This window comes from Spirosoma migulaei, from assembly GCF_054776855.1.
Genome location: NZ_BAAHBG010000027.1, coordinates 243,579 through 266,313 on the forward strand (window position 1 = coordinate 243,579; position 22,735 = coordinate 266,313).

22 protein-coding genes are annotated in these 22,735 nt (G+C 46.6%); 13 read left to right on the top strand and 9 right to left on the bottom strand.

Features of this window, described 5'->3' with window-relative positions:
- The 3 genes from ACYVGO_RS25910 to ACYVGO_RS25920 all read left to right on the top strand — a co-directional run.
- Positions 1-494 (top strand): hypothetical protein (locus ACYVGO_RS25910; protein ID WP_460971763.1); only part of this gene is annotated, 494 nt, incomplete at its 5' end.
- A 177-nt stretch (positions 495-671) separates the two neighbouring features.
- The gene (locus ACYVGO_RS25915) at positions 672-1,175 is read left to right on the top strand and encodes a hypothetical protein (RefSeq protein WP_460971764.1); all 504 of its coding nucleotides are present in this window, start codon (positions 672-674) and stop codon (positions 1,173-1,175) included.
- Positions 1,176-1,178: 3 nt separating this feature from the next.
- The gene (locus ACYVGO_RS25920) at positions 1,179-3,635 is read left to right on the top strand and encodes a DNA methyltransferase (protein ID WP_460971765.1); all 2,457 of its coding nucleotides are present in this window, start codon (positions 1,179-1,181) and stop codon (positions 3,633-3,635) included.
- Between the two features lie 741 nt (positions 3,636-4,376).
- Here ACYVGO_RS25920 and ACYVGO_RS25925 read toward each other — a convergent pair.
- Positions 4,377-4,637, bottom strand: coding sequence for a hypothetical protein (locus tag ACYVGO_RS25925; RefSeq protein WP_460971766.1), 261 nt, complete (start codon positions 4,635-4,637; stop codon positions 4,377-4,379).
- Between the two features lie 301 nt (positions 4,638-4,938).
- Here ACYVGO_RS25925 and ACYVGO_RS25930 point away from each other — a divergent pair, with 301 nt between their 5' ends.
- On the top strand, positions 4,939-5,094 hold the full coding sequence (locus tag ACYVGO_RS25930) for a hypothetical protein (RefSeq protein WP_460971767.1): 156 nt from the start codon (positions 4,939-4,941) through the stop codon (positions 5,092-5,094).
- A 48-nt stretch (positions 5,095-5,142) separates the two neighbouring features.
- On the opposite strand, the gene ACYVGO_RS25935 is transcribed toward ACYVGO_RS25930, so the two are convergent.
- Positions 5,143-5,592, bottom strand: a complete 450-nt coding sequence (locus ACYVGO_RS25935; RefSeq protein ID WP_460971768.1) for a Kazal-type serine protease inhibitor family protein — start codon at positions 5,590-5,592, stop codon at positions 5,143-5,145.
- Between the two features lie 495 nt (positions 5,593-6,087).
- Between ACYVGO_RS25935 and ACYVGO_RS25940 the strand changes: the two genes are divergently transcribed.
- The gene (locus tag ACYVGO_RS25940; RefSeq protein WP_142773086.1) at positions 6,088-6,489 is read left to right on the top strand and encodes a LytR/AlgR family response regulator transcription factor; all 402 of its coding nucleotides are present in this window, start codon (positions 6,088-6,090) and stop codon (positions 6,487-6,489) included.
- 175 nt (positions 6,490-6,664) lie between these two features.
- On the opposite strand, the gene ACYVGO_RS25945 is transcribed toward ACYVGO_RS25940, so the two are convergent.
- The 5 genes from ACYVGO_RS25945 to ACYVGO_RS25965 all read right to left on the bottom strand — a co-directional run bounded on the left by ACYVGO_RS25945 (position 6,665) and on the right by ACYVGO_RS25965 (position 9,050).
- Positions 6,665-6,946, bottom strand: a complete 282-nt coding sequence (locus tag ACYVGO_RS25945; RefSeq protein ID WP_460971769.1) for a hypothetical protein — start codon at positions 6,944-6,946, stop codon at positions 6,665-6,667.
- Positions 6,947-7,084: 138 nt separating this feature from the next.
- Positions 7,085-7,336 carry a hypothetical protein gene (locus ACYVGO_RS25950; RefSeq protein WP_460971770.1) on the bottom strand — a complete coding sequence of 84 codons (252 nt, stop codon included), beginning with the start codon at positions 7,334-7,336 and terminating at the stop codon, positions 7,085-7,087.
- A 200-nt stretch (positions 7,337-7,536) separates the two neighbouring features.
- Positions 7,537-7,914 (bottom strand): hypothetical protein, encoded by a 378-nt coding sequence (locus ACYVGO_RS25955; RefSeq protein ID WP_460971771.1) that lies wholly within the window; start codon positions 7,912-7,914, stop codon positions 7,537-7,539.
- Between the two features lie 358 nt (positions 7,915-8,272).
- On the bottom strand, positions 8,273-8,542 hold the full coding sequence (locus tag ACYVGO_RS25960; protein WP_460971772.1) for a hypothetical protein: 270 nt from the start codon (positions 8,540-8,542) through the stop codon (positions 8,273-8,275).
- A gap of 67 nt (positions 8,543-8,609) precedes the next feature.
- Entirely contained in the window at positions 8,610-9,050 is a 441-nt protein-coding gene (locus ACYVGO_RS25965; protein WP_460971773.1) for a hypothetical protein, read from the bottom strand.
- Between the two features lie 208 nt (positions 9,051-9,258).
- Here ACYVGO_RS25965 and ACYVGO_RS25970 point away from each other — a divergent pair, with 208 nt between their 5' ends.
- Positions 9,259-10,866, top strand: a complete 1,608-nt coding sequence (locus ACYVGO_RS25970; RefSeq protein ID WP_460971774.1) for a serine hydrolase — start codon at positions 9,259-9,261, stop codon at positions 10,864-10,866.
- Between the two features lie 82 nt (positions 10,867-10,948).
- Here ACYVGO_RS25970 and ACYVGO_RS25975 read toward each other — a convergent pair whose 3' ends face one another.
- Positions 10,949-13,120, bottom strand: a complete 2,172-nt coding sequence (locus tag ACYVGO_RS25975; protein WP_460971775.1) for a xanthine dehydrogenase family protein molybdopterin-binding subunit — start codon at positions 13,118-13,120, stop codon at positions 10,949-10,951.
- 199 nt (positions 13,121-13,319) lie between these two features.
- Here ACYVGO_RS25975 and ACYVGO_RS25980 point away from each other — a divergent pair, with 199 nt between their 5' ends.
- The 4 genes from ACYVGO_RS25980 (at position 13,320) to ACYVGO_RS25995 (ending at position 16,178) form a co-directional block, all read left to right on the top strand.
- On the top strand, positions 13,320-13,724 hold the full coding sequence (locus ACYVGO_RS25980; RefSeq protein WP_142773078.1) for a hypothetical protein: 405 nt from the start codon (positions 13,320-13,322) through the stop codon (positions 13,722-13,724).
- A 154-nt stretch (positions 13,725-13,878) separates the two neighbouring features.
- Positions 13,879-14,745, top strand: coding sequence for an alpha/beta fold hydrolase (locus ACYVGO_RS25985; protein WP_142773077.1), 867 nt, complete (start codon positions 13,879-13,881; stop codon positions 14,743-14,745).
- A 12-nt stretch (positions 14,746-14,757) separates the two neighbouring features.
- Positions 14,758-16,050 (top strand): allantoate amidohydrolase, encoded by a 1,293-nt coding sequence (locus ACYVGO_RS25990; RefSeq protein ID WP_460971776.1) that lies wholly within the window; start codon positions 14,758-14,760, stop codon positions 16,048-16,050.
- The gene (locus ACYVGO_RS25995; RefSeq protein WP_460971777.1) at positions 16,047-16,178 is read left to right on the top strand and encodes a hypothetical protein; all 132 of its coding nucleotides are present in this window, start codon (positions 16,047-16,049) and stop codon (positions 16,176-16,178) included. Before ACYVGO_RS25990 ends, ACYVGO_RS25995 begins: the two co-directional genes overlap by 4 nt.
- Before the next feature lie 309 nt (positions 16,179-16,487).
- On the opposite strand, the gene ACYVGO_RS26000 is transcribed toward ACYVGO_RS25995, so the two are convergent.
- Entirely contained in the window at positions 16,488-17,579 is a 1,092-nt protein-coding gene (locus ACYVGO_RS26000) for a tetratricopeptide repeat protein (protein ID WP_460971778.1), read from the bottom strand.
- Positions 17,580-17,605: 26 nt separating this feature from the next.
- Between ACYVGO_RS26000 and ACYVGO_RS26005 the strand changes: the two genes are divergently transcribed.
- From ACYVGO_RS26005 to ACYVGO_RS26015, 3 genes are all read left to right on the top strand, one after another.
- A complete protein-coding gene (locus ACYVGO_RS26005; RefSeq protein WP_142773074.1) occupies positions 17,606-17,854 on the top strand; it encodes a hypothetical protein in 249 nt (82 codons plus the stop codon).
- Between the two features lie 52 nt (positions 17,855-17,906).
- Positions 17,907-18,299, top strand: a complete 393-nt coding sequence (locus ACYVGO_RS26010) for a hypothetical protein (protein WP_142773073.1) — start codon at positions 17,907-17,909, stop codon at positions 18,297-18,299.
- A gap of 89 nt (positions 18,300-18,388) precedes the next feature.
- Positions 18,389-22,726: a CusA/CzcA family heavy metal efflux RND transporter gene (locus ACYVGO_RS26015; RefSeq protein ID WP_460971779.1), complete on the top strand. Its 4,338-nt coding sequence runs from the start codon at positions 18,389-18,391 to the stop codon at positions 22,724-22,726.
- Positions 22,727-22,735: the final 9 nt, after the last annotated feature.

Sequence of the window (22,735 nt, forward strand, 5' to 3'; positions counted from 1 at the left end):
AACTTTTCTATTTACAAGTAGAAAATGGCCAACAAAGTAATTTATTACACGATGCAAATATCCGTGCCTGTGGTCAATTTTTAAAAGAAAATAATCGTGGACAACGCGGTGTTCATGGAACAGCCGCTGCTCTCTATGTCTTATCCCATTCACACGAACAAGCTCATAAACTAACTCTACCTAAACTTTTTAATTATATAGAAAATAGAGAAACTATTGAAAATAATTTAGCAACTAATCAAATCGATCCTTCTTTTTCAAGAGACAGTAAAAATATCATAAAAATTGGTGAGATTTTAAACAGCCTTTCAAATGTAAATACCGGCACAGCTTCAAAAGATGTATTTGTAAGAAATTTATTATTAGAGTTAGCAAATAATAAAAAGAATTTAGATGGTTGGGGGTATTTTACAGATTCTGTAGAACCAGATGCCGAACTTTTACCAACAATTATTGCTACGAAAGGGATATTATCAGTTCAAGGAAATGACTAAGATGCAATAAGATTTATTGCTAGAGAATGTACAAATAAAATAAATGCGAATAGTATTGATAACACTACATACGCAATTGTTATCTTAGGAATATATACTTTATCTTTTTATGATTTGGGCAACACTGTACAGTTAAATTTTAATGATTTAGTTTCAAAATTATTCTCGCAGAGTCCAATGTCACTAAGTGAGAATAATGAAGTGAATATTGAATATTGGTATGGAGGAAAACATGAATACATTAGAATTCCTTGGCAAGTTTATTTGATAGCATTAGCTGCTAAGCACTCTCCAATAAATTTTTCTAAATTAGTTACACAAGAAAGGCTAAATGAACTTGTTCGCTCTACAGCTTCTAATGGTTTTAAATATAGCTATTCAGGGCCATATATTTCTTCAAGAACTAACTCGATAATTTATGAATGTTTCATTCATATTAAAAGCAATTTAGAAAACAGAATTCGTTATGAAATATTGCATTTTATTGATTTGGTTCGAGAGATTTTAGGAACAAGGTTTGTAAGATATTCGATTAGAGTATTTGTTGTTTTGCTTTTTTCGTATTCACTTTATATGTGGCGAGATGGAACTACAGAAAAAGAAAAGGTAAATAATATAGCAACAGATGTGGTCACATTTGTTTTGTTCTGGTTATTTAGTTTTGGCAAGAAAAGAAAATGAAATATGATATTTTCAGACACTCTGTACGGTCAGATTAATATACCTGATTGGTTAATACCATTTATCAAATCACCAGAATTTCTTCGTTTACGAGGAGTTAGATTATCCAACGTAGATTCATTTCAATTCAAGGATTTTAATGCCCCTACACGCTGGGAGCATTGTATAAGTGTAGCTTATTTAGCACTTCATTTTGCTCAAATTAAAAGGTTAAACGAAAATGAAACTACCCATCTAGTACTTGCTGCTTTATTTCATGACATTGCTACTCCTCCATTTGCACACACAATGGAATATGTGTTAGATAATTTTGATCATGAACTTGAATCTTACAGAATATTAAGCTACAAAAACTCTGACAATATTAGTCTCTCAATTCCAGTTTTCGCTTCACAGTTTCCTCGCTTTTTAAAACTGATTGAAATTGCCTCAAAAAACTTAAATATTAAAATCGACGCTGAAGAGATTGCAAAGTTAGTTGTTGGAGAAGGCAAATGGGGATACGTAATAAAAGGCACCTTAGATATTGATAACATTGATAATGTTTGTAGAGCCTGCCTTTTTATGGGAATTAAAATTGACAATGAAGTTCCTCTTAAATTAGTTAAATGGCTAGCAACTAAAGAAGGTTATCCAACAAATTTGAAGGCAGAAAATAATGAATCTGTTAAAGCATGGCTAGGATATAGGTATCAAATGTATAAAAGCTTTTATTATTCATCTGATGAAGAAATTGGCAGGCAGGCATTTTTGCAACATTTGATCCGAAGGTTGTTAAAGTCAGGTATAAATAGGTCATTTTTAATTTTTAATACAGATGAAGGTTTGCTTAATTTAATAGAAAATATAGAATCAAGAAATTCTATTGATGAACAAACCTCTTATCAAAACACTTTAAAAGATTTAGTAATTCATTACAGATTATTGAGCGACACAAATAAGATTTGTGAAATTTCAATTGAAAGAACAGATGATTTACGAATAATTAATAACCCTGTTTTTTCAGACTGGCTTGAGAGGTATTTATCTTCTAAAAATTTGGAAGTATTTGTTTTTGTTAAAAAGAGAAGATTTGAAGAACAAAACGTCCTATTCCCCCCCCCAGCAGGATCAGTTTCAATTTTTAAAATTAGTAGTGGTAGTTTAAAACACTCATTTTTACCTCAATGGTTACAAAAAATGACTCTAGAAAATACATCGGGTGACCAACTTCATAAGCAAGTTTCAAGTGTTTTGCATTCAGAAATCAAAAAATGGATAAAAGATAAACCTTGGCATTATGCTGATTCAACTAGGACAAATAATATTAAAGCAAATTTAGACAATATTGAGAACTGGGATTTCAAATTAAGCCGAAATGAAACTTCTCACTCCTATCCTGCTACATTTGTTCATGCAATACCCGCTGCTTTAATAACTGCTTTGGGCCTAAAAGGCGAAACTATATTTGATCCTTTTGGGGGTTCAGGAGTAACGGCGATGGAAGGTTTAAAGCAAGGTTGTAACGTTATAATCTCTGATGTCAATTCTGTATCAGACTTGATAATGCGCTCAAAATTTACATATCTGTCTCCTGAGAACTTGCATTTCATCAAGAAAATTCAAAAAGATTCTATTGCGGCAATTTCAAAATATAAAAAACCCAAACAAAAAGATTTAAATAAGTGGCATCACCCAAAAACTGAAATTGAGTTATCCAAAATAAAAACTTTTATAGAATCATTAAGTGAGGAATCTATTAAGATTTTCTTACTAGTTTGCTTTTCTGACATTTTGAATTTTACATCTGAGCGTAAGGGAAAAGATTTTGCTTATTTTGCAGACAATACACCTTTGCCGAAAGGAACTTTAATGCCAGAATATGTTGATGCTGTATCTTTATTTTTATTGAAGATACAGAGAAATACTCAAATCGTTGAGAAAACATATTTTTTGTTCGAACAACAAGGTAAAGATGTTGAAAAAGAATTTAATCGTGTAAAAGCTTTTAGAGCCGATATTACAACTATAAATCCTTCTGACTTTGGTTTAGAAAATAATTCAATAGATGCCATAATTACATCTCCTCCATATTTATGTATGGTAGATTATACTTACGGAAATAGATTGCCATATTACTGGCTATTTCCAGAAAGATTTGAATCAGATCACAAAATTGAAATCGGGTCTAGAAGAAGCAGAGGAAACCCAAAGGCTAAAGAAAATTACTTAAATGGAATGAGGAAATTTGCGCAGCAAAGCCATAAGTTTCTAAAGAAAAATGGTTACCTAGCTACAATAATAGGGTCTCCACTTGCACAAAAGTTTTTAGACTTTAATGTAGTTGATGAAGTATACGCGATTTTTGAGCAAGAAGGTTTTGAACTTCTTTGGGCAAACAGTAGGCAAATACATTGGCATCGTAATCACGGATTAGCAAAACTTAAAGAAGAGCGAATCGCTGTTCATATAAAGAAATAAAACCATACTCTAATATCATTTTAAAGCAACTAAACCAAATTAGAGTTTTACTACCTATTTCTTATTCTTTATGGCTTCTCGGCATGAGAAGCCATAAAATCCATAATCAACTCATAATCAACAATTTACAATGATACCTGCTTAAAAATTTGAATCCTATTTTGGTACTTTCACTTTCGATTATGACTAAAAATCCCATAAAGTGCTGAGGGTAAAAGAGTTAAACCTAATTGTTCATATAATTTTGCATTTGGATAATTGTACAAATAGACTCTTTAACCAACTTAGGGCTTCGTCTTCTAGTATTATCTGATAGTGAAGAAAAATTTGAAAGCCGTTTAAAGAAATTCTTTAAACGGCTTTTTCTAAAATATCACTTTTATGAACTAATTTTTTGTTTAACTCTTCGCGCTGCCTTCGCACACGGATAACAGCAGTAAGCTGAATCCATCCGTATACTCTCATATTGGCAGTTACAATGCAAACAAAGCTTTTGGTAGTATACCCGCGCTCCGTAGCGTTCAGCCCTCTGATACTTGAAATTCCGTACTGGTTTGGTTTTGTTTTGCTCCTCCATTTGTTAAAAATTAAGTGTTGAATTGGACTCGATAGTCCTCTGAAAGTTCTTCAAAAGCTCTCCGATAGACCTCCTGTAAGCCTTCGATAGTCCGGCAAAAGCCTGCCGGAAGCCTTCAAAAAGCCCTTTTTTAGCCTATAGAGGATTTTGTATAGGTCGTTGCTTTATCCTATCATTGAAATCGTTGTAGTCTGCGTATAGACCGAAGCGGTCATAGACGGGAAAATTTGCGCTTCGTAATTGCCCATAGGCCGCACGTCCTGCCCTATCGTTATCGAATAGGTATGAATCCGTTTAGCCCCTTCTAAGCCCGGCAAAGCTTGCGCCAGATTGGTTGTTGAGTTCAGAATAATAGTCGTGCATTCAGGCCGTAGTTGCTTTTTGTAGGTAAGGGCAGAGAGAAAGTCAAAAAAGCCCTCAAACACATCAACCGACGTTGAACCCGCTACCGGAATGGTTCGGATGGCACTTGCTCCTAAGCAGCCTTTAAACAGCTTGGAGCGTAGGGCGTAACTGTCCTTAACCGTCTTGAAGCCTACCGCGTAATACTCCGGATTGCTGTTACGGTAGCGAACCTAAATACGGTGGTTGGGAGAAATTACCAGTTCTCTCTCTGGCTAGATTCAATTACTGGTTAAAGCTGAGAGCAACGGAGCTGAACCTTACGGAGGGTTTACGTTCGAAGGCTGGTCGAAAAACCTTTACTAACTGTGTTTCAATACCCTCTTGCTAAGTACCGGCTCGGTCAAAGTGGTGCCAGGCAGAAAGTCCGATAAAGGACTGGAGGTCTATGGCCGTCCGGACGAGCACCGGGTAGCCGGGGAACTCCAGAAGAGTGAGGAGATGAAAAAAAAGCGGCAAAAAGACGATGATTTAACCTAAAACGCCCGGTCATTAGTTGACCGGGCGTTTTAGGTGGTACAACTATTTCTACTGTCTACAACTCCCAGAATAGACCACTCTAATACCTACCGCCTGAGCAAAGCAGGCATTCAGGTAGGTTACATTATTGCAGCCGCACACGGGGGCGCTATTAAAGGAGCAATTCGTTAGAGGAAGAAGCGGATTTTCAACGCAGTCCTCTTTGCAATTCCCTGAGTACTCTACTCTAATGCCAGCAGCCTGAGCTAAACAGGCATTCTGGTAGGTTACCTTATTGCAGCCGCACACGGGGGCGTTTATATTGCCGCAACTAGTTTGAAGAGTGAGCGGGAGCTGGAGTGCGACGCAATTTGAGGGGGACCGTGTACGAAGACGGGCCTGATCTAGACTGGAGTCTGGGCTGACATTATCAGAAGCCGGGTTGCAGCCCGTCAGCAGAAGCAGAACGAAGACCAGGCGCACTAATTTAGGCCAGGAAAGGGTGTAATGTAATTTCATGATTGATAGGTGTTTATTGGTTGAACGTGGCTTATATTGGGTAGGGCTGGCCAGCTTGCAATAAAGGTAATGGGGGGCGTTCGATCCCAGGCGACAAAGTAGGTGAGCGCATTAGATAGGTATGTAGATTACCGATCCTTGTAGGTTAATTGTCTAAAAGCCAGTGAAGAAGAACCGAATAACAAAAAAGCTACGGTTCCTAAGTCGTAGCTTTTTTTGTCAATTGGTACGACCGTTACTTTGTCCAACATAACGAGCGTTACAATTAACAAAATTGCCTCCGGGCTTTGGCCTTTAAGCCTCGATGCTTTAAAGGTGAGTTAATGTTTCGGGTGTTTTGGGTCACTACCAGCCAAAATAACCTGAACAGGCTATAGGAATAATGCAAGTTCTTTTGTTACCAAAAGGAGAAAGTAATAAATATTGACGTTTACCGCTTGTAATTCAGGGTTTTGTGCGATAGTTTTGACTATCCCTCCATTAACCATCCTGAGTATGAAAAATGTAAACGCTGCCCAGCTACAGCATAAGTTTGCCCCGCAGAAGGTACTTTATTTAACAGGGGACATTAATTATTGCACGCTTTACCTGCTTGATGGCAAGGCAATTCTGTCCAGCCGGACCCTAAAATGGTATTTTGAACGCTGGCCCAACTTTGTCCGGATTCATAAAGCCCACCTGGTGAATCCCGACCATATTTATAGCTGTGTCCTGAGTTCCTCTACGGATGCCCATCTGATTATGCGAAACGGGGCTCGATTAACCATCGGTCGAAGGCGTATTGTCGATGTTATTGAGCAGTTAGGGATTGACTTACCGAACAAATCCTACCAAAGTACGCACCTGCTCAACCCGGAGTGGAACACCCTGGTGCCCGCGCACGTGCGGGTTGCTTAACCTAAAAAGCATGTGCTACATCACGTTAACATGAACCCTTTAAGGGTAATCAATTACTACAACTTTGCCTATTCTGATAAAAATTTACTACAAGTTAGGTGACCAATCACCTATAATTTCGTCATTAGTAAACAAGACAAGCGGCCCGGAAAACTCCGGGCCGCTTGTCTTGTTTTTATAGCTTAAAGCGGATGGCATACACAGCCTCATGCCAGAGGGTCACCACCAGGGTAAATATGACCAGTAGCAGCGCCCCGGCCGGTATGATCCACAGTGGCAGGCTGATCCACCACCAGGACCAATCAATTGCCTGCGACTGTTTTAAAAGTGTTAGACAAAAAAAGATGACAGCCAGAATGGATAGGAAGGCCACGGTTGATTGGGTCTGTTGCTCCCTGGGACTTGGATAGTCCAGCTCGTAAAGCTGGTCGTTCCCGTCAAGTTGATACGTGTGCATAGGTATATATGGGTTTTGTTTATGGGTGTCAAGCTACTAAAAAGTACTCCATCGGGGTTGAAAAGCTGCATAAACGGTCGAACACGAGCTGGATCGGTGGTACACAGTAACCAGGCATTTGTTTTCGCACAACAGAGATTACCGTTTCCGAATACGATTTTGGGGTACGGATTTGCCAACCCAGGTAATGATACTTCTCAGACCATACCCCGTGGGTAAGATCCAGAGCGGCAGGCTGATCCACCACCAGGACCAGGCGAGTACTTTAGCTCGTTTCAATAGCAACAGAAACAGGAAAACCACCACCAGAAGGGCGTATAGTGTTACTTTGGGTCTGACGGGTAACTCCCCATTTGAATCAAGTTCCGGATCGTACTGTTCTGGGTCCACTGTGTAATCTTACTTGTGGCTGGACATACCCTGTATGTATGCATTTCCAGCAAAAAAAACTGATTGTCGACTGGTATTGAAAGCAACTGGAGACGGGTTGTAAGGAAACGGCCCCGCCCCAAATTAACCTGCCTACTCTATTGGCAACTTCTGTGGCTTTGGTGGCGTGAAGGCGGAGCGTAGAATCGTAACCGGACGAATCAACCTAATCCGGACTCATCGTCGAGCACGTACCCCCAGTCTTTCAATTGCTTCAGCAGCTTAACCATCTGATCAGGCTCGGGTTTAGTCATAAGAAACGCAAGCCAAAAGGTGTTGAACTCAATAAAGTACTCCTCTTCGCCGATATAGGTATTGCTCAACTGATGCAGATGCTGCTCCGAGATATCTTCAATGGGTTTGGCCCAGGGGTTTTCGCCCGTTTCAGCTACAAAAATGGCCCGTAGTTCCGTCACCAGATCAGGCAGGAACTGGTTGTTTTCCTGATCTGGCTGGCGTGTTTTTGCTCTCTGGGTGTCACCCAGGGTTTTAAGTGTTTCGGCTAACTGGCCTATCCGTACTACGTTTTCCGTTTTCATATGGGTCTAGAAATGCGATGAGTAGGGCACTACTAGTCGTAATGCCCAATCTAGTCACCGCAACTTCAGGTTGTTAGCTCTTAAGATATTGACTCATAATCAAAAAATTAATAACCGTTCATGTCAATTTATTAACCGGCAAAACTTGAGGGCTTTATTGGTAAAAATGCCCCTTAGAAAGCCCTCAAACACATTAATCGCCGTTTTTCCCGTTTGTAGTCTGGCTTTTGAAAACGATATAGCACTGACTGGAAAACAACCAGTCCATTCGGGCTGGAAGGATGCCCTGCCGCCTGGAACAGGCTACTAAAAAAGCCCCGGATGGCCAGGGCTTATAAACTCGTTAAGGCTCAATCAACTAGTTGTTTTTAGGCTCAATTTCATTAAAATCATACTTAAGTCTACGGGGCTGGCCAATGTAACTCGTCATAACTACAAATTGCCCCGTTTTGGTGTCCAGAATAATGGTTTCCCGCTCGCCGGAAACCGCCTGAAACCGGCGGTTTTCAATAAAGCCGGGTTCGGGTTGCCCCGAAGGCGTAAAATTTGTGAGTAGCAGGATGCCCGTGACGGTAAGTGCGCCCAGAAAGAAAGACCGTAGGTCGATGGAAAAATGAATTGTTTTCATGGCTGAGAAATAAGTTTACATAAGCCTATACACTGGAGTACTCTTAAGTATCATCAATCGAGCGGAGCTAATTCACTTTGCTGAATTCATAAGCAGGCAAGTCCTGAGCCCTGCCCAAATCTAAATACATTCGATCCTTATTGATATATAAGCTGGGATCACGGATATACCAGTTGTCTCCTCTGGGTTGGGCATTGGTTTTGATCAGCAGACCATAATCTGTCTTAACTGTCGTATAATCAACCTTGTCGGTCTGAATACCGTCTTGTATAAGATTGATCTGGTTCTCATCGATCACCAGTTCTACATTCGGTATAGTAGGGTTAAGAATCTGGGCTGATACCTTTATCAACTTCCACTTACCAGGTAACCACGCCTTGGCTTGGTTCAAATCCAGCGTGTATTCTTTTAAGGGATAGGCTGTGGGATCAACCTCGGCTGTTTTTTTACAACTTATGATTCCCAAAGCCACTAGTAGCAACAAGCTCAATATACTATTTTTCATCATTCAACGGATTTGGTCACGCGTACAATACGACCCGAATAAAGCCAATAAGGTTGGATTCCGGGCGGTTTTTAAAGATACAGGTATCAATCCACACTGGACCAGTTCCAATCTTAATCGCACAGACGTACTTCTTTTGGTTACCCTGTGTTCATTAGCTTTTCCTGTAGCCTTAAATTTGCGTTCTTTCGGGACCATTCGGCCATCATCTATGAAAACACATGTTCTCCTGTTCGCTACTGCCATTATACTCTTTAATGGCTTCATCCCCTTTCAGTCTGCATCGGCTCAGGGTATCCCCTCATCTCAGATCGACGCCCTGGTGCAGCGCACCCTTACCACGTTCGATGTGCCGGGGATTGCCGTAGCCGTTATCAAGGATGGCAAGGTCATTCACAGCAAAGGCTATGGGGTTCGCTCGTTGAAAACGAACCAAAAGGTAGACGAAAACACGCTGTTTGGGATAGCCTCTAACAGCAAAGCCTTTACCGCTGCCGCTCTGGGTATACTGATGGATGAAGGAAAACTAGCCTGGGATGATAAAGTGATCGACTATATCCCCGAGTTTCGGATGTATGATCCCTATGTGACGGAGGCCTTTACCATCCGGGATTTGCTGACCCACCGGAGCGGACTGGGCCTGGGAGCGGGGGATCTGATGTTTTGGCCTGATTCCAGCAACTTTACCATGAAAGACATCATTCATAATCTCCGTTACCTGAAACCGGTTTCGGGTTTTCGGACTAAGTACGATTATGACAACCTGCTGTATATGGTAGCTGGTGAAGTAGTAGAACGGGTGAGTGGGAAAAGCTGGGAAGCATTTGTGGAAGAACGGATCATGAATCCATTAGGCATGAATCGCAGCGCGGGCAGCTACAGCCGCCTGACCGATAAAGTCAATGTGATTGATGCCCATGCGCCTGTGGACGGGAAAGTACAGGTCATTAGCCGGGATATGTTCCGGTTTGGGTATTCGGCCGGTGGGATCAACTCCAGTGTAGCGGATATGAGTAAATGGGTGATCTGCCAGTTGAGTAAAGGGAAATATGGTGAACATGGGAGCAAGCAGTTATTCAGCGAAAAACGACAGGCTGATATGTGGGGTGCCCAAACTATTCTTCCGGTAAGTCCAACACCGACGCCCCCCTATAATACCCATTTTGCAGCCTATGGACTGGGCTGGGGCCTGAGCGATGTGAAAGGCTATAAACAGGTAACGCACACGGGTGGACTCGCCGGTATGGTTACGCAGGTAACCTTACTCCCCGAGCTCCAGTTGGGTATTATCGTCTTCACCAATCAGCAGTCCGGTGCAGCGTTCAGCGCCATTACCAACACCATCAAAGACAGTTACCTGGGCCTCCCTCCCACCGACTGGATACAGGTTTACAACGACCGGGTTAAAAAGGGGCAGGAAGAAGCGGATAAGATCACAAAGGGAATCTGGGAGTCTATAGGCCGGGAACAGAAAAACAATACGACGCCGGTTGATTTTGCCGCGTACGCCGGAACCTATCACGATACCTGGTTCGGGGATGTGGTCATTAGCCAGAAGACTGGAACCGGGTCGCCGGGGCGATGGTGGTTCCAGTCGCTGCGCTCCCCCAAACTCACGGGAGAGCTGTTCTTCTACAAGAATAATACCTTCATTGTCAAGTGGACCAACCGTAGTTTCGATGCCGATGCTTACCTGACATTCCAGTATGACGAGAATCAGAAACCTGCCTCCATCAAAATGAAACCCATTTCGCCCCTCACCGATTTTAGTTTCGATTTTCAGGACCTGGATCTAAAACGGGTACCGGCTGCCAACTAGGAAATGAACATAGCGGCACAGATAACATTGAGTTTTTAATTTATTCTCTGTGTTATCTGTGCCTCTGTGTTTACCTAGAACCCTACACGTCCTCTAACTTAAACGGCAAGGTACGGATACGCTTCCCGGTCAGGTCAAAAATTGCATTGCACAACGCAGGCGCGAAGGGCGGCAAACCGGGTTCGCCTACGCCCCCGGCTTTTTCATCGTTTTCCATGATATGCACCTCGATGCGGGGGCTATCGGCGATGCGGGGCATGGTATAGGTATTGAAGTTTTGCTCCACGGCTTTCCCGTCTGTAAAGGTAGTGGCGTGTTTACTGGCAGCACCCAGGCCCATCAGGATACTTCCCTCCACCTGCGCACGAATACTATCCGGGTTTACGTACCAGCCGCAATCCATCAGGGCAATCACGTTATCGATCGTTACATGCCCATCCGATTTACGCGATACCGTTACGACATGACCGCAGATACTGCCAAAACATTCCGTTATGGCAACGCCCCAACCGGCCTGCTTACGCCTTGATTTCCAGCCGCTAACGTGCTCAAGTTGATTAATAAATGCCTCATAGCGAGTATCCTGAAGGTGAGCTCGCCGGAAGTCCAGGGGGTCTTTTCCGGCCGCATGGGCCAGTTCATCGATAAAGCTTTCGCAGGCAAAGCCACTCGTGGATGCAGATACCGAACGCCACCACATCACGGGAATGGGCGACCGGGTACCCACACCGCCCAGGCTGTAGTGAGGAATAGACGTAAAGTAGGGAGTTAGCATACCTTCCATCGTGCTCGTATTATCGGTCATCGGTTCAGGAGCTGAATTGGGTTTCGTGCTCCACTCTTGCCCGATCCACTGCCCGGCGGTTATCGCTTGAAAAGCCAGGATGTTGCCATCCCTGGAAAGCCCTCCTTTGCAGGCATACAGAGCACCGGGCCGAAAGGGCCCCTGACTCATATCATCCTCCCGGGTCCAGACCACCTGAACGGGGGCTTTCATGGCTTTGGAGATCAGGGCTGCTTCGTGGGGGTAATCGGTAAACGCTTTGCGTCCGAACCCGCCACCGAGAAAGGTCATATTGACGGACACATGCTCAATAGGAACGCCCATTCGCGCACTTAAATCCGCCTGAATCCAGTTCGCTTCCTGGATGGGTCCCCAGATCTCAATCCTGTTTTCCTGGACATGTGCCGTACAATTGAGGGGCTCCATCGCGCTATGCGATTGGTAGGGTGTTTCATAAACGGCCTCCAGTTTAGTGGCAGCCTGTTGAAAGGCGCTTTCGAATTTCGCAGCGGGCGCTGGCTTTTTAAGGTCGTCCCGCATCTGGGCAACTAACTGTTCGCTATCCAGGTGATCAAACCCCGTATCGTCCCACTCGATCTTCAACAGCTTGCGTCCCTTCATGGCCGCCCAGAGTGTATCCGCTACAACCGCAACGCCTTCAAATAAACTCGAGAAAACAGCCCGTTGAACGGTAAGAACCCGCTTCACTCCGGGTACTGCCTTCGTTGCGCTATCGTCAATTCGCTTAACTTTTCCCCGGAAGCGGGGATTGCGTTCTACCACGGCATACAGCATACCCGGTAGTTTCTTATCAAGTCCAAATTGAGCACGGCCATTGACTTTTAGAGGAATATCCTGCCGGGGTACTGATTTTCCGATAAGGGTATACGCGCTCCGGCTTTTTAAGGGAACGTTCTGTGGGGGAGTTAATTTGGATGCGTCCTCGACCAGGGCTCCATAACCGAGTTTCTTGTTGGTTGGGCGATGAATTACCTGTCCCTTTTCGGCGTAGCATTCCGACGCAGGAACAGTCCATTGGTTCGCGGCAGCCTCAATGAGCATCTCACGGGCAGACGCACCGATCTGTAACAACTGTTTGTACCATCCCCGAATCGAGAAACTCCCTTCCTGTGGCTGAGGTCCGTACTTTTTCGGATTGGCGGGCGCAAACTGGATCGTTACCTGATCCAGGCTTACCTCCAGCTCTTCGGCAATTAGCTGTGGAATTGCCTGGAAGGTCCCCTGCCCCATCTCGGAGCGATGATTCATGATGGTTACCCGCCCAGCCTGACTGATCGATATCCAGGAAACCAGTTCGATACCGTCGGGAGCAGCCGTTGGTATGGTCACAATCGCTATGGACTCGGCACCGAAAACGGGGACCGTAACCCCAATTGTTAAGGCTAGACCAGACAAGCCAGCCGACCGAATAAAATCCCTGCGGGAGGGTGTTCGTTTCCTGTTTTCCATCGAAACTATAGTTGGGTAGTGTCCGCTCCGGATCGTCTGGACCCTGCACCCTGAATGTAGTGACTTGACCGATCGGCGGGAAATTAGTTTGACGACCGGTACAACAGGATAGATAAACGACATACCAGAAACGGTATTTATCCCGAAACTGTACTTTTGTATAAGCCAGCAAATCACTGGTCGTAATCAATTGGCTCGCATGAAAAATTACATTGTCGCCTTCGCGCTACTGCTTGGCTCATCAACGGGTATGGTAGCCCAGACCAAACCCTCCTCCGTTGAAAATGAGAAATTTGTCTTCCTCAACAATGGCACGACCATCGGCATGATTGTTAAAGCCGTTATAAAAGCGGATAAACAACGGCTGAAGCTCACCGATCAGCAACTTCCGAAGGCGAAAGAAATTATTACCAATGCGGTTGTGAATTACAACGATGGGGTAAAGAAGCTGAAAGCATCCGGCATGAATCAAAAAAAATTACGAACGCTGGCCATAGGTGTTGAAGACGATAAGGTGCGCGCTTATAAAGCAATCTTAACCCCGGAACAGTACACGATACTCGTGGCCCAGCACAAAAAGGTGTATCCAGAAAGTAAAGTATAACCAACAGCCTGGTATCTACCAGCGAGTTGTCACGTTGGTAGATACCAGGACCGGTTAACAGTCACCGCTTAGACTTCCAACCCGGATTGAGCTGGAAGCGTATAAGGTTCATTAAGTTCGGTATATTGTCTTCCTAAAAACAATGACCAGCCCAATGAGCAACTCCCAAAAACTACTCCTCTCGCTACTAACCACTCTGTTTACGGTACCCTCGTTTGCGCAATCGACATTACCGGTTGCGTCATCCGGCAACAAACAATTTGGCAACAACGCCAATGTGGGAAACTATGCCACTATCCGGGGGTTCAATATGTATTATGAAGTCTATGGTGCCGGGAAACCACTCCTGTTGATTCATGGCAACGGCGGCTCCATCAATAACTTCAAGAACCAGATTCCCTATTTCGCCAAAAACTACAAAGTCATTGTAGCGGATAGCCGGGCCCAGGGAAAATCGACGGACACCAGCGACTCCCTCACGTATGAAATGATGGCCGACGATCTAAACGCTCTGCTGAATCAGCTGCATGTAGATTCATGCTACGTTATTGGTTGGAGTGACGGTGGAATCGACGGGTTGTTACTAGCCATGCGGCACCCCGAAAAGGTAAAGAAACTGGCTATTACCGGCGCAAATCTATGGCCCGACACAACCGCCGTTGAACCTGACCTTTTTCAATGGATCGTTTCCACCAACGATAGTCTGGCCAAGGTGCAGCAAATCCCGGCGGTTAAAACCCAGGAGAAGCTGCTTACGCTGATGATCCGCCATCCCCATATTTCAACCACCGATTTGCAAAAAGTAAAATGCCCTACGCTGGTAATTGGTGGCGATAACGATGTAATTTTACCCAAACACACACTGGTCATTGCCCAGTCCATTCCGCAATCGTACTTGTGGATTTTGCCCAACTCCGGGCATTCAACGCTGATTACGTACAAAGATCTATTCAATCAGATTGTCGGAGATTTTTTCAAAACGCCTTATCGAAAGAAAAAGGGCATGGCACAGCTTGACTAACTATATCCATTCATGAAAAACACATTACTCATTTGCCTGGCCCTTGTTTCATGTACGGCGATTGCCCAGGCACAGCCAATCAATCTGAAAATCAACCAGCAGCGAATTCAAACCCGACTGCTGGAGTTATCAAAATTTGGCGAGCTGCCCAATGGCGGAATAGGGCGGGTGGCGTATAGCAAAGCCGATCAGGAAGGCAGAGCCTACTTCATTGGGCTAATGAAAAAAGCCGGACTCGATGTAAAAATCGACTATGCAGGCAATATCATTGGCCAACGAAAAGGAAAAAATCCGGCCCTGAAACCCATCGCCTTTGGCTCCCATATCGACAGCGTCCCCAATGGAGGCAATTACGATGGTCCCGTTGGTTCCATTAGTGGCCTGGAACTCATTGAAACCCTCAACGAAAACAATTACGTCACGGAACACCCCCTGGAGCTGATCATTTTTGCCAATGAAGAAGGCGGTACGGTTGGTAGTGGGGCAATGATTGGTAAAATCACGCCTGACGCCCTGAAGTCGGTCACCCAAAGTGGACTGACAATAGCCGATGGCATCCGAGCCATTGGCGGCAACCCGGATAGCCTGAACAAAGTGATCCGAAAAAAAGGAGATTTGACTGCCTTTATCGAACTGCACATTGAACAGGGCGGCATCTTAATGACCGAAAATCAGCAGATCGGCGTGGTTGAAGGAATAGTCGGGATCGAACACTGGGATGCAACGGTTGAAGGGGTACCCAACCATGCGGGCACCACCCCGATGGCAATGCGTCGCGATGCGCTGTTGGCAGCGGCCAAACTCATTATTGCGCTGAATGAGGTAATTACCAGCCACGAAGGCAAGCAGGTTGGTACCATTGGAAAACTGGCGGTTGAGCCTGGTGCCTACAATGTCATTCCGGGCAAGGTAGTACTGGGCGTGGAAATCCGGGATTTGTCGTACGATAAAATCTGGAGCCTGTTTCATGAGGTCGAAGCAAAAGCCAGGGGAATTGCCAAAGCTTCCGAAACAACCATCACCTTCAAGAAGTCGTCTGTAGGCGTAACACCTGCCCTCACGGCCAAACCGATTCAGGATAAAATCATAAGTTCGGCCAAAGCGCTGGGATTCTCGTACCGGTATATGCAAAGCGGGGCCGGGCATGATTCGCAGGAAATAGCACAAATTGCGCCGGTGGGCATGATTTTCATCCCCAGTGTGGGTGGTATCAGTCATTCACCCAAAGAATTCTCGAAAGGAGTCGATATTGGGAATGGAGCTAATGTATTACTGCAAACGATGCTCGCCATTGACCGGAATTGAAACGTGGCTACACGCTGTCGTTTACTGGTAGTCTGACCAGCATCAATGTCACAGGTGGAGAGCACAATCCGGTAGCCGTCGATAACGGGCAGTGGACGGTAAGCCCTCCCTGGCGAATCGGCAGTTGACGTTGACGATGAATTCGGGGGCCTTTATCAGTGGCGGGGGCGAGTCGAGTTTAGGCTTCAGCATTACCCGCACAACGGCCAATTCAGGCAGTATAGCCACTATCACGGTGAATGTGGCCGATGACCTGACGGCGGGCTACGATGGCACTCTACACAACAATGTTTTACGCCCGCGTGATCAACGGGCTATAGCACGACCAGCAGCTAGTCATGACAACGTACTAAAAAGGGACAAATCACGATTGTTCGTTGAGTTGTCCCTTTTTATGAGCCGTCTATCAACTCGGAAAGTTAATGGAGTGAAATGCTCTACCGGCAACGATCCGCCCGTTCGTGCCGGGCCTGTTCATCGCCTGCTGATTCGCCCCGTTGCCAGGCTTCACAGGCACCGGTTTTATTGCCGACTGCCAGCTCCGCCGTGCCTATATAATAATAAAGCTGCTCAACGGAGGCATCCAGTTTTTCGGCCAATCGAAACTCGGAGAGGGCTTTATCGGGTTGCTGCTGGCTCAGCCAGTATAAACCTAGCGTATGATGCGCCCAGGCATTCTGGTTATCACGTTGAAGCGATTCCTGTACCAGTGGCAGGGCCTCGCCCGGGCGGTTCAATTTCAGCAGCAGATAGGCCTTATTATTCAGGTAATAAGGCTGCCGGGGCTGATGACTTAACGCGCGATCAACATACGTAAGTGCTTCGGCATAGTTTCCGGCATGCGCCAGTAATAAACTCAGGTTATTGAGCGCGGCATCCTGATTTGGTTTCAGTTTCAATGCCTGCCGGATGTCGGCGTCAGCTTCTTTGTAGGCTTTCTGACTAAAATACAACGCCCCCCGATTGGTGAGGGCTTCAACATTGTCGGGCTTGAGTTGCAGGGCCCGATCATAGGCCGTTTGCGCCTGCGACACCTTGTTGAGTCGAACGTAGGTATCCGCTAATCGGGTCTGGTAAAAGGTAGAATCCTGGTATTGCTTCTCAATTCGTTCGAGATCCGCCAGGCTGCCTGCCGCGTCGCCGGTTTCCAGTCGAACTTCCGCCCGGTTAAAATAGGCCGTCCCGAAATCAGGGTCTGCATCGATAGCTCGAGTGTAATCAGCCAGAGCGCCTTCCCGGTCATCGTTTCGGAATTTCGCTAATCCCCGATTGTTATACGCATCGGCAAAATCGGGCTTTTTACCGATCGCTTCCGAATAATACCGAATGGCTTCCTTATACTCTCGTTTCTGGAGCTGCACATTCCCCTTCAGAAAAAACTGAGCCGCTTCGTCGGTTTCGTTTCCACAGGAGAGAATGTATAATGAACAATGAAGAATGAATAACGATTTGAGAAGTAGATGACAAACTGCGTTGCCTACCTTTGTCTCCACACAGTTTTGATACGCTGTTAACAAGTCGTTATTCATTATACATTAACAATTATTCATTAAAAATGCGTTTCGTTCAGGATATTCCCCACCCTCAGTTCCGCATAGGCCTTTACGCCTGGAATGGCAAATATATCGTCAAAATTGAAGCCGGTCCCTATGAGCAGACGTATAAGATCAGTGAAATGGACATTAGCGACCCGGAAGCCGTTCCCACCATGCTCGATACGCCTTTTCTGACGCGGGTAGCGCAGCGGTTTCAGGAGATGGACGCCGACTGGCAGGAAACGGGTGAGCGGAACGAGGTATTTTGACCAAATGCCTCCTTGACGCAGAAGTACGCCGATTGAGCCCTACCTTTGCCCCATGAAATCCGCGCTGGCTCTTTTTCTGGGTATACTCATGCTGGCCGGCAGTTTGTTCCCGCAGACTGACGTAGAGGAAGTGTATAAACTCCCCGGACTTCTTGTCCATTATCAGTTGCATAAAAAAACGGCCGGAGCCGGGTTTGACTTCTGGCAGTTTCTGGACCTTCATTATAACACTGCGTCCAAACACGCGAAGACACCCCATCAGGGCGTAAAACTGCCCATGTACAATCACCTGTCGGCGGGATTTGTGTTTATCTTAACCCAGTTGCAATGGCGTCCTGATCAGCTTTCAAGCCTTATTCTCCGATTACCCGTTCGGTTTGCGTACGAAAATCTGTACTCCTTTCTACAAGCCCCCTTTCTGTTTCAACCTCCTCGCATAGGGTAATTCTCGCTTGACTTATCGAGTGTCCCTGCCTTTGTCTCCGACAGAAGCGCGGTCACTTGTTCTTTATTTCTCAACGAGTTACCTTTTTCATGCTGCAAAAAATCATTCAGTTCAGCATCCATCAAAAACTGATGGTGGTGCTGGGTGTCGTGGCGCTGATTGCCTGGGGAACCTATGCCCTCAGCCAGCTTCCTATCGACGCCATTCCGGATATTACCAACAATCAGGTTCAGGTTATTACGCAGGCGCCCTCACTGGCTGCTCAGGAAACCGAACAATTTATCACCTTCCCGCTCGAAACAACCCTCCGCAATGTACCGGGGGTTACTGAAATCCGATCGATCTCCCGCTTTGGGTTATCGGTCATTACGGTGGTTTTTGAGGAAGCTACGCCCACCTTACAGGCCAGGCAGTTAGTTACGGAACAGTTGAAAACCATTGAAGCCGAACTAACCGCAGGTAAGCCTCAGTTAGCACCCATCACAACGGGGTTAGGGGAAATTTATCAGTACGTTGTCCGCCCTAAAGAAGGCTTTGAATCCCAGTACTCCGCCACCGATCTGCGTACCATCCAGGATTGGCTGATCAAACGACAACTGGCGGGGGTCCCCGGCGTGGTGGATATTAGTAGTCTGGGCGGCTATTTGAAAGAATATGAGGTAAGCATTGACCCGGAACGGCTCAGGGGTATGAATACAACCCTCACTGAAGTGGTCGATGCCTTGTCCACGAACAATGCCAACACGGGAGGAAGCTATATAGAAAAAGGGCCGGAAGCCTTTTTTATTCGCGGAGAGGGCATGGTCAAAAGCCCCGACGAAATTGGTCAGATCGTGGTCAAGAACCTGGGGCCGACACCTGTACTCGTTCGGGATGTAGCGCAGGTGGGGTTTGGTCATGCCGTTCGGTACGGCGCAATGACCCGCAACGGCCGGGGCGAAGTAGTGGGCGGAATCGTGTTGATGTTAAAAGGGGCTTCTTCTGAGAAAACCATTGAAGGGGTGAAAAGCCGGATGGCCGACATCCAGAAAAGTCTGCCACCGGGTCTGGTAATTGAGCCCTTCCAGGACCGTAAAGTACTCATTGACAAAGCCATCCACACGGTTACCAAGAATTTGCTCGAAGGGGGACTGATTGTGATGAGTGTTTTACTGCTCTTACTGGGCAACTGGCGAGCGGGTCTGGTCGTTGCATCGGTGATTCCGCTTTGTATGCTCTTCGCACTGGGCATGATGCATGTCTTCGGCGTATCGGCCAATCTGATGAGTTTAGGCGCTATTGATTTTGGCCTGCTGGTCGATGGGGCCGTCATTATTGTGGAGAGTATGATTTTTCAGATCGTTCATACACGGGCCAGCCGCTCGCAGTCCATGGATGAAATTGCGCTGGACTCCGCCAATCGGCTAATGCGCTCGGCCCTGTTCGGTCAGCTTATTATTCTGATCGTCTACTTTCCTATTTTATCACTGACGGGTATTGAGGGAAAGATGTTTCGCCCGATGGCCCTGACGGTTGGTTTCGCCATAATTGGGGCTATGGTGCTCTGTGTGACTTATGTACCAATGATGGCAGCTACCCTTTTGCGGCAGGATATCCAGGAAGAAGGTACCCTGGCAGACCGAATCATGAAGGCCCTTTACCGCATTTATGCGCCCTTACTGACTGGGGCCTTACGGTGGCAAAAAAGTGTTTTAGCAGCCTCTGTACTCCTGCTGGCCGGAACAGTTGGGCTATTTGGCACCCTGGGTGGTGAGTTTATTCCGAATCTGGACGAGGGGGATATTGCGATTAGTTTAACCCTAAAACCAGGCTCGTCGCTCTCCCAGACAATTGAAACAACCCGACGGTTGGAAACCATTCTTAAAAGCGGCTTCCCGGAAGTGAAGGAAGTTATTTCCAAGATTGGCACGGCAGAAATCCCGACAGACCCCATGCCCATTGAAGCGGCCGACGTCATTGTTGTCCTGAAAGATCAGGCAGACTGGACAACGGCTTCGACTAAGGAAGAACTGCTGATGAAAATGGAGCGGGCATTACGGGTCTTACCCGGCCTGAATCTGGAATTCACCCAACCCATTCAGCTGCGCTTCAATGAATTAATGACAGGCGTAAAGTCGGATATTGCCGTTAAAATTTACGGCGAAGACCTTGCCATCCTGTTCAAAAAAGCCAATCAGGCAGCCGCTAAACTAACGTCTATCCCGGGCGTGGCCGACCTGAAGGTGGAACAGATCAGTGGATTGCCACAAATGCTCGTTTCCTACAATCGACCCCGGTTGGCGCAATATGGGGTTTCTGTAGCGAGCCTGAACCGCATCCTGAAAACAGCCTTTGCCGGGGAAACGGCTGGTGTTGTTTTCGAAGGGGAGAAACGTTTCGATCTGGTCGCGCGGCTCGATAGTACGTATCGGCAGGACATCGACAACATTCGCAAGTTATACGTCGATTTGCCCAACGGCCAGCAGGTTCCGCTGGATCAGCTAGCCACCATCAGCTACCAAAACGCACCGATGCAGATTTCCCGGGACAATGCCCGGCGACGGATCACCCTGGGGATCAACGTCCGAGGCCGCGATGTTGAAAGTCTGGTCGGCGAGATGAAAACCATTCTGGAGAAAGAGGTACCCCTACCGGCAGGCTACAGTTACAGCTACGGTGGGCATTTTGAGAATCTGGTTAAAGCGAAGGAGCGACTGGCTATTGCGGTGCCACTGGCCCTGGTCCTGATTGGGTTACTACTTTTTTTCACCTTTGGTTCGATGGCACAGGCCCTGATGATCTTCTCGGCTATTCCTCTTTCTGCCATCGGCGGGGTGCTGGCACTTTGGGTACGCGGTATGCCCTTCAGTATTTCGGCGGGGGTTGGCTTTATTGCGCTCTTTGGCATCGCGGTCCTGAACGGCATTGTACTGATCAGCTATTTTAATCAGCTCGCCGAAGAAGGCATCACGGATGTAGTAGAGCGGGTGAAAGCAGGCACAGCGGTTCGGTTCCGCCCGGTTGTCATGACTGCCGCGGTGGCGTCGCTGGGTTTTCTGCCGATGGCCTTGTCGAGTTCAGCCGGGGCCGAAGTTCAGAAGCCCTTAGCAACGGTCGTGATTGGGGGTCTGGTATCGGCCACCCTCCTTACGCTGGTGGTTTTGCCTGTATTATATAGCCTGGTTACCTCTCGTAGCGTACGTCGCCGGGAATCCGGTCAACAACCTACTGTTTTACAGATCCTTGCGGGATTTTTCCTATTGGCTGGGCTGGCTAGTCCTACAACTGCCAGGTCCCAATCAACACCGGCTCCCCTATCCATTGACCAGGCAATTACCGTGGCGTTGCAAAACAACGGTGCGCTACAGGCCAGCAATCTGGGCGTCAGAGTGACAGAACAGCTGACGAAAACTGCCTGGGACATTCCCCGAACCACCGTCGATTACCACCGCGGACAGATTCAGTCCTATCCCATCGACCATAGTTTGGTGGTCATGCAGTCGCTGGCGATGCCCTCTGTGTACGTGGCTCAGAAAAAACTAAATCAGTCGCAGCAACAGCTAGCCCAACAGCAAGCAGCCCTCCACCGAACTGAACTGATACGTGAAATTCGGTCCGTCTTTTATACCCTTCGACTCAATTACGAACGGCTTAGCCTATTCCAGGCCCAGGATACGTTGTACCAACGGGCATCCCGGGCGGCTGGTATCCGCTACCGCACTGGTGAAACCAATCAACTGGAGCGCGTAACGGCCGAAACCCGGCAACGCGATATCCAGAACCGACTAGCAGTCCTCCAATCTGAAATTGGGATTGGCAGGCAGCAACTGGCCATGTTACTACAGGTGAACGAGCCAGTAGTTATCGATACAACCAGCTCAATGAAAGTAAGCCAACCGCTCTTGCCCGCAGCCTTGGAGTCTACTCCAATCCTGGCACTCCAACGTGCGCAGGTTGAGCTAAGTCGTCGTCAGATCAATCTGGAACAGCAACGCTTTTGGCCGGATGTTCGGGTAGGGTATTTATCGCAATCCATTGAACGACGAGGTGGATTTGGCGTCTATCAGGTTGGTGTTTCGCTCCCCCTCTTCCTAACGCCGTTACGGGCCAGACTGGAAGCGGCCCGGCTTCAGGGCCAGATCGCTGATCGTCAATTGGTGTACCAACAACACCGGCTTCGGGGTGAACTTTCGATTCGGGAACAGCAGTATCGTCAATCGGTAATGACGCTCTCCTATTACGAGACCTCCGCCTTACCCCAGGCGAATCTGATTCTGCGAACCGCCGAACGGAGTTACCTGGGTGGCGATATTGAATACGTTGAATTTGTGCAAAGCACTACACAGGCCTGGCTCATTCGTGAGCAATATCTGGACGCCCTGGCCCACTATAACCAATCGATTATTGAACAGGATGCACTAACCGGCTATTCGCCCAAGGCTCCTTAATATACTCAT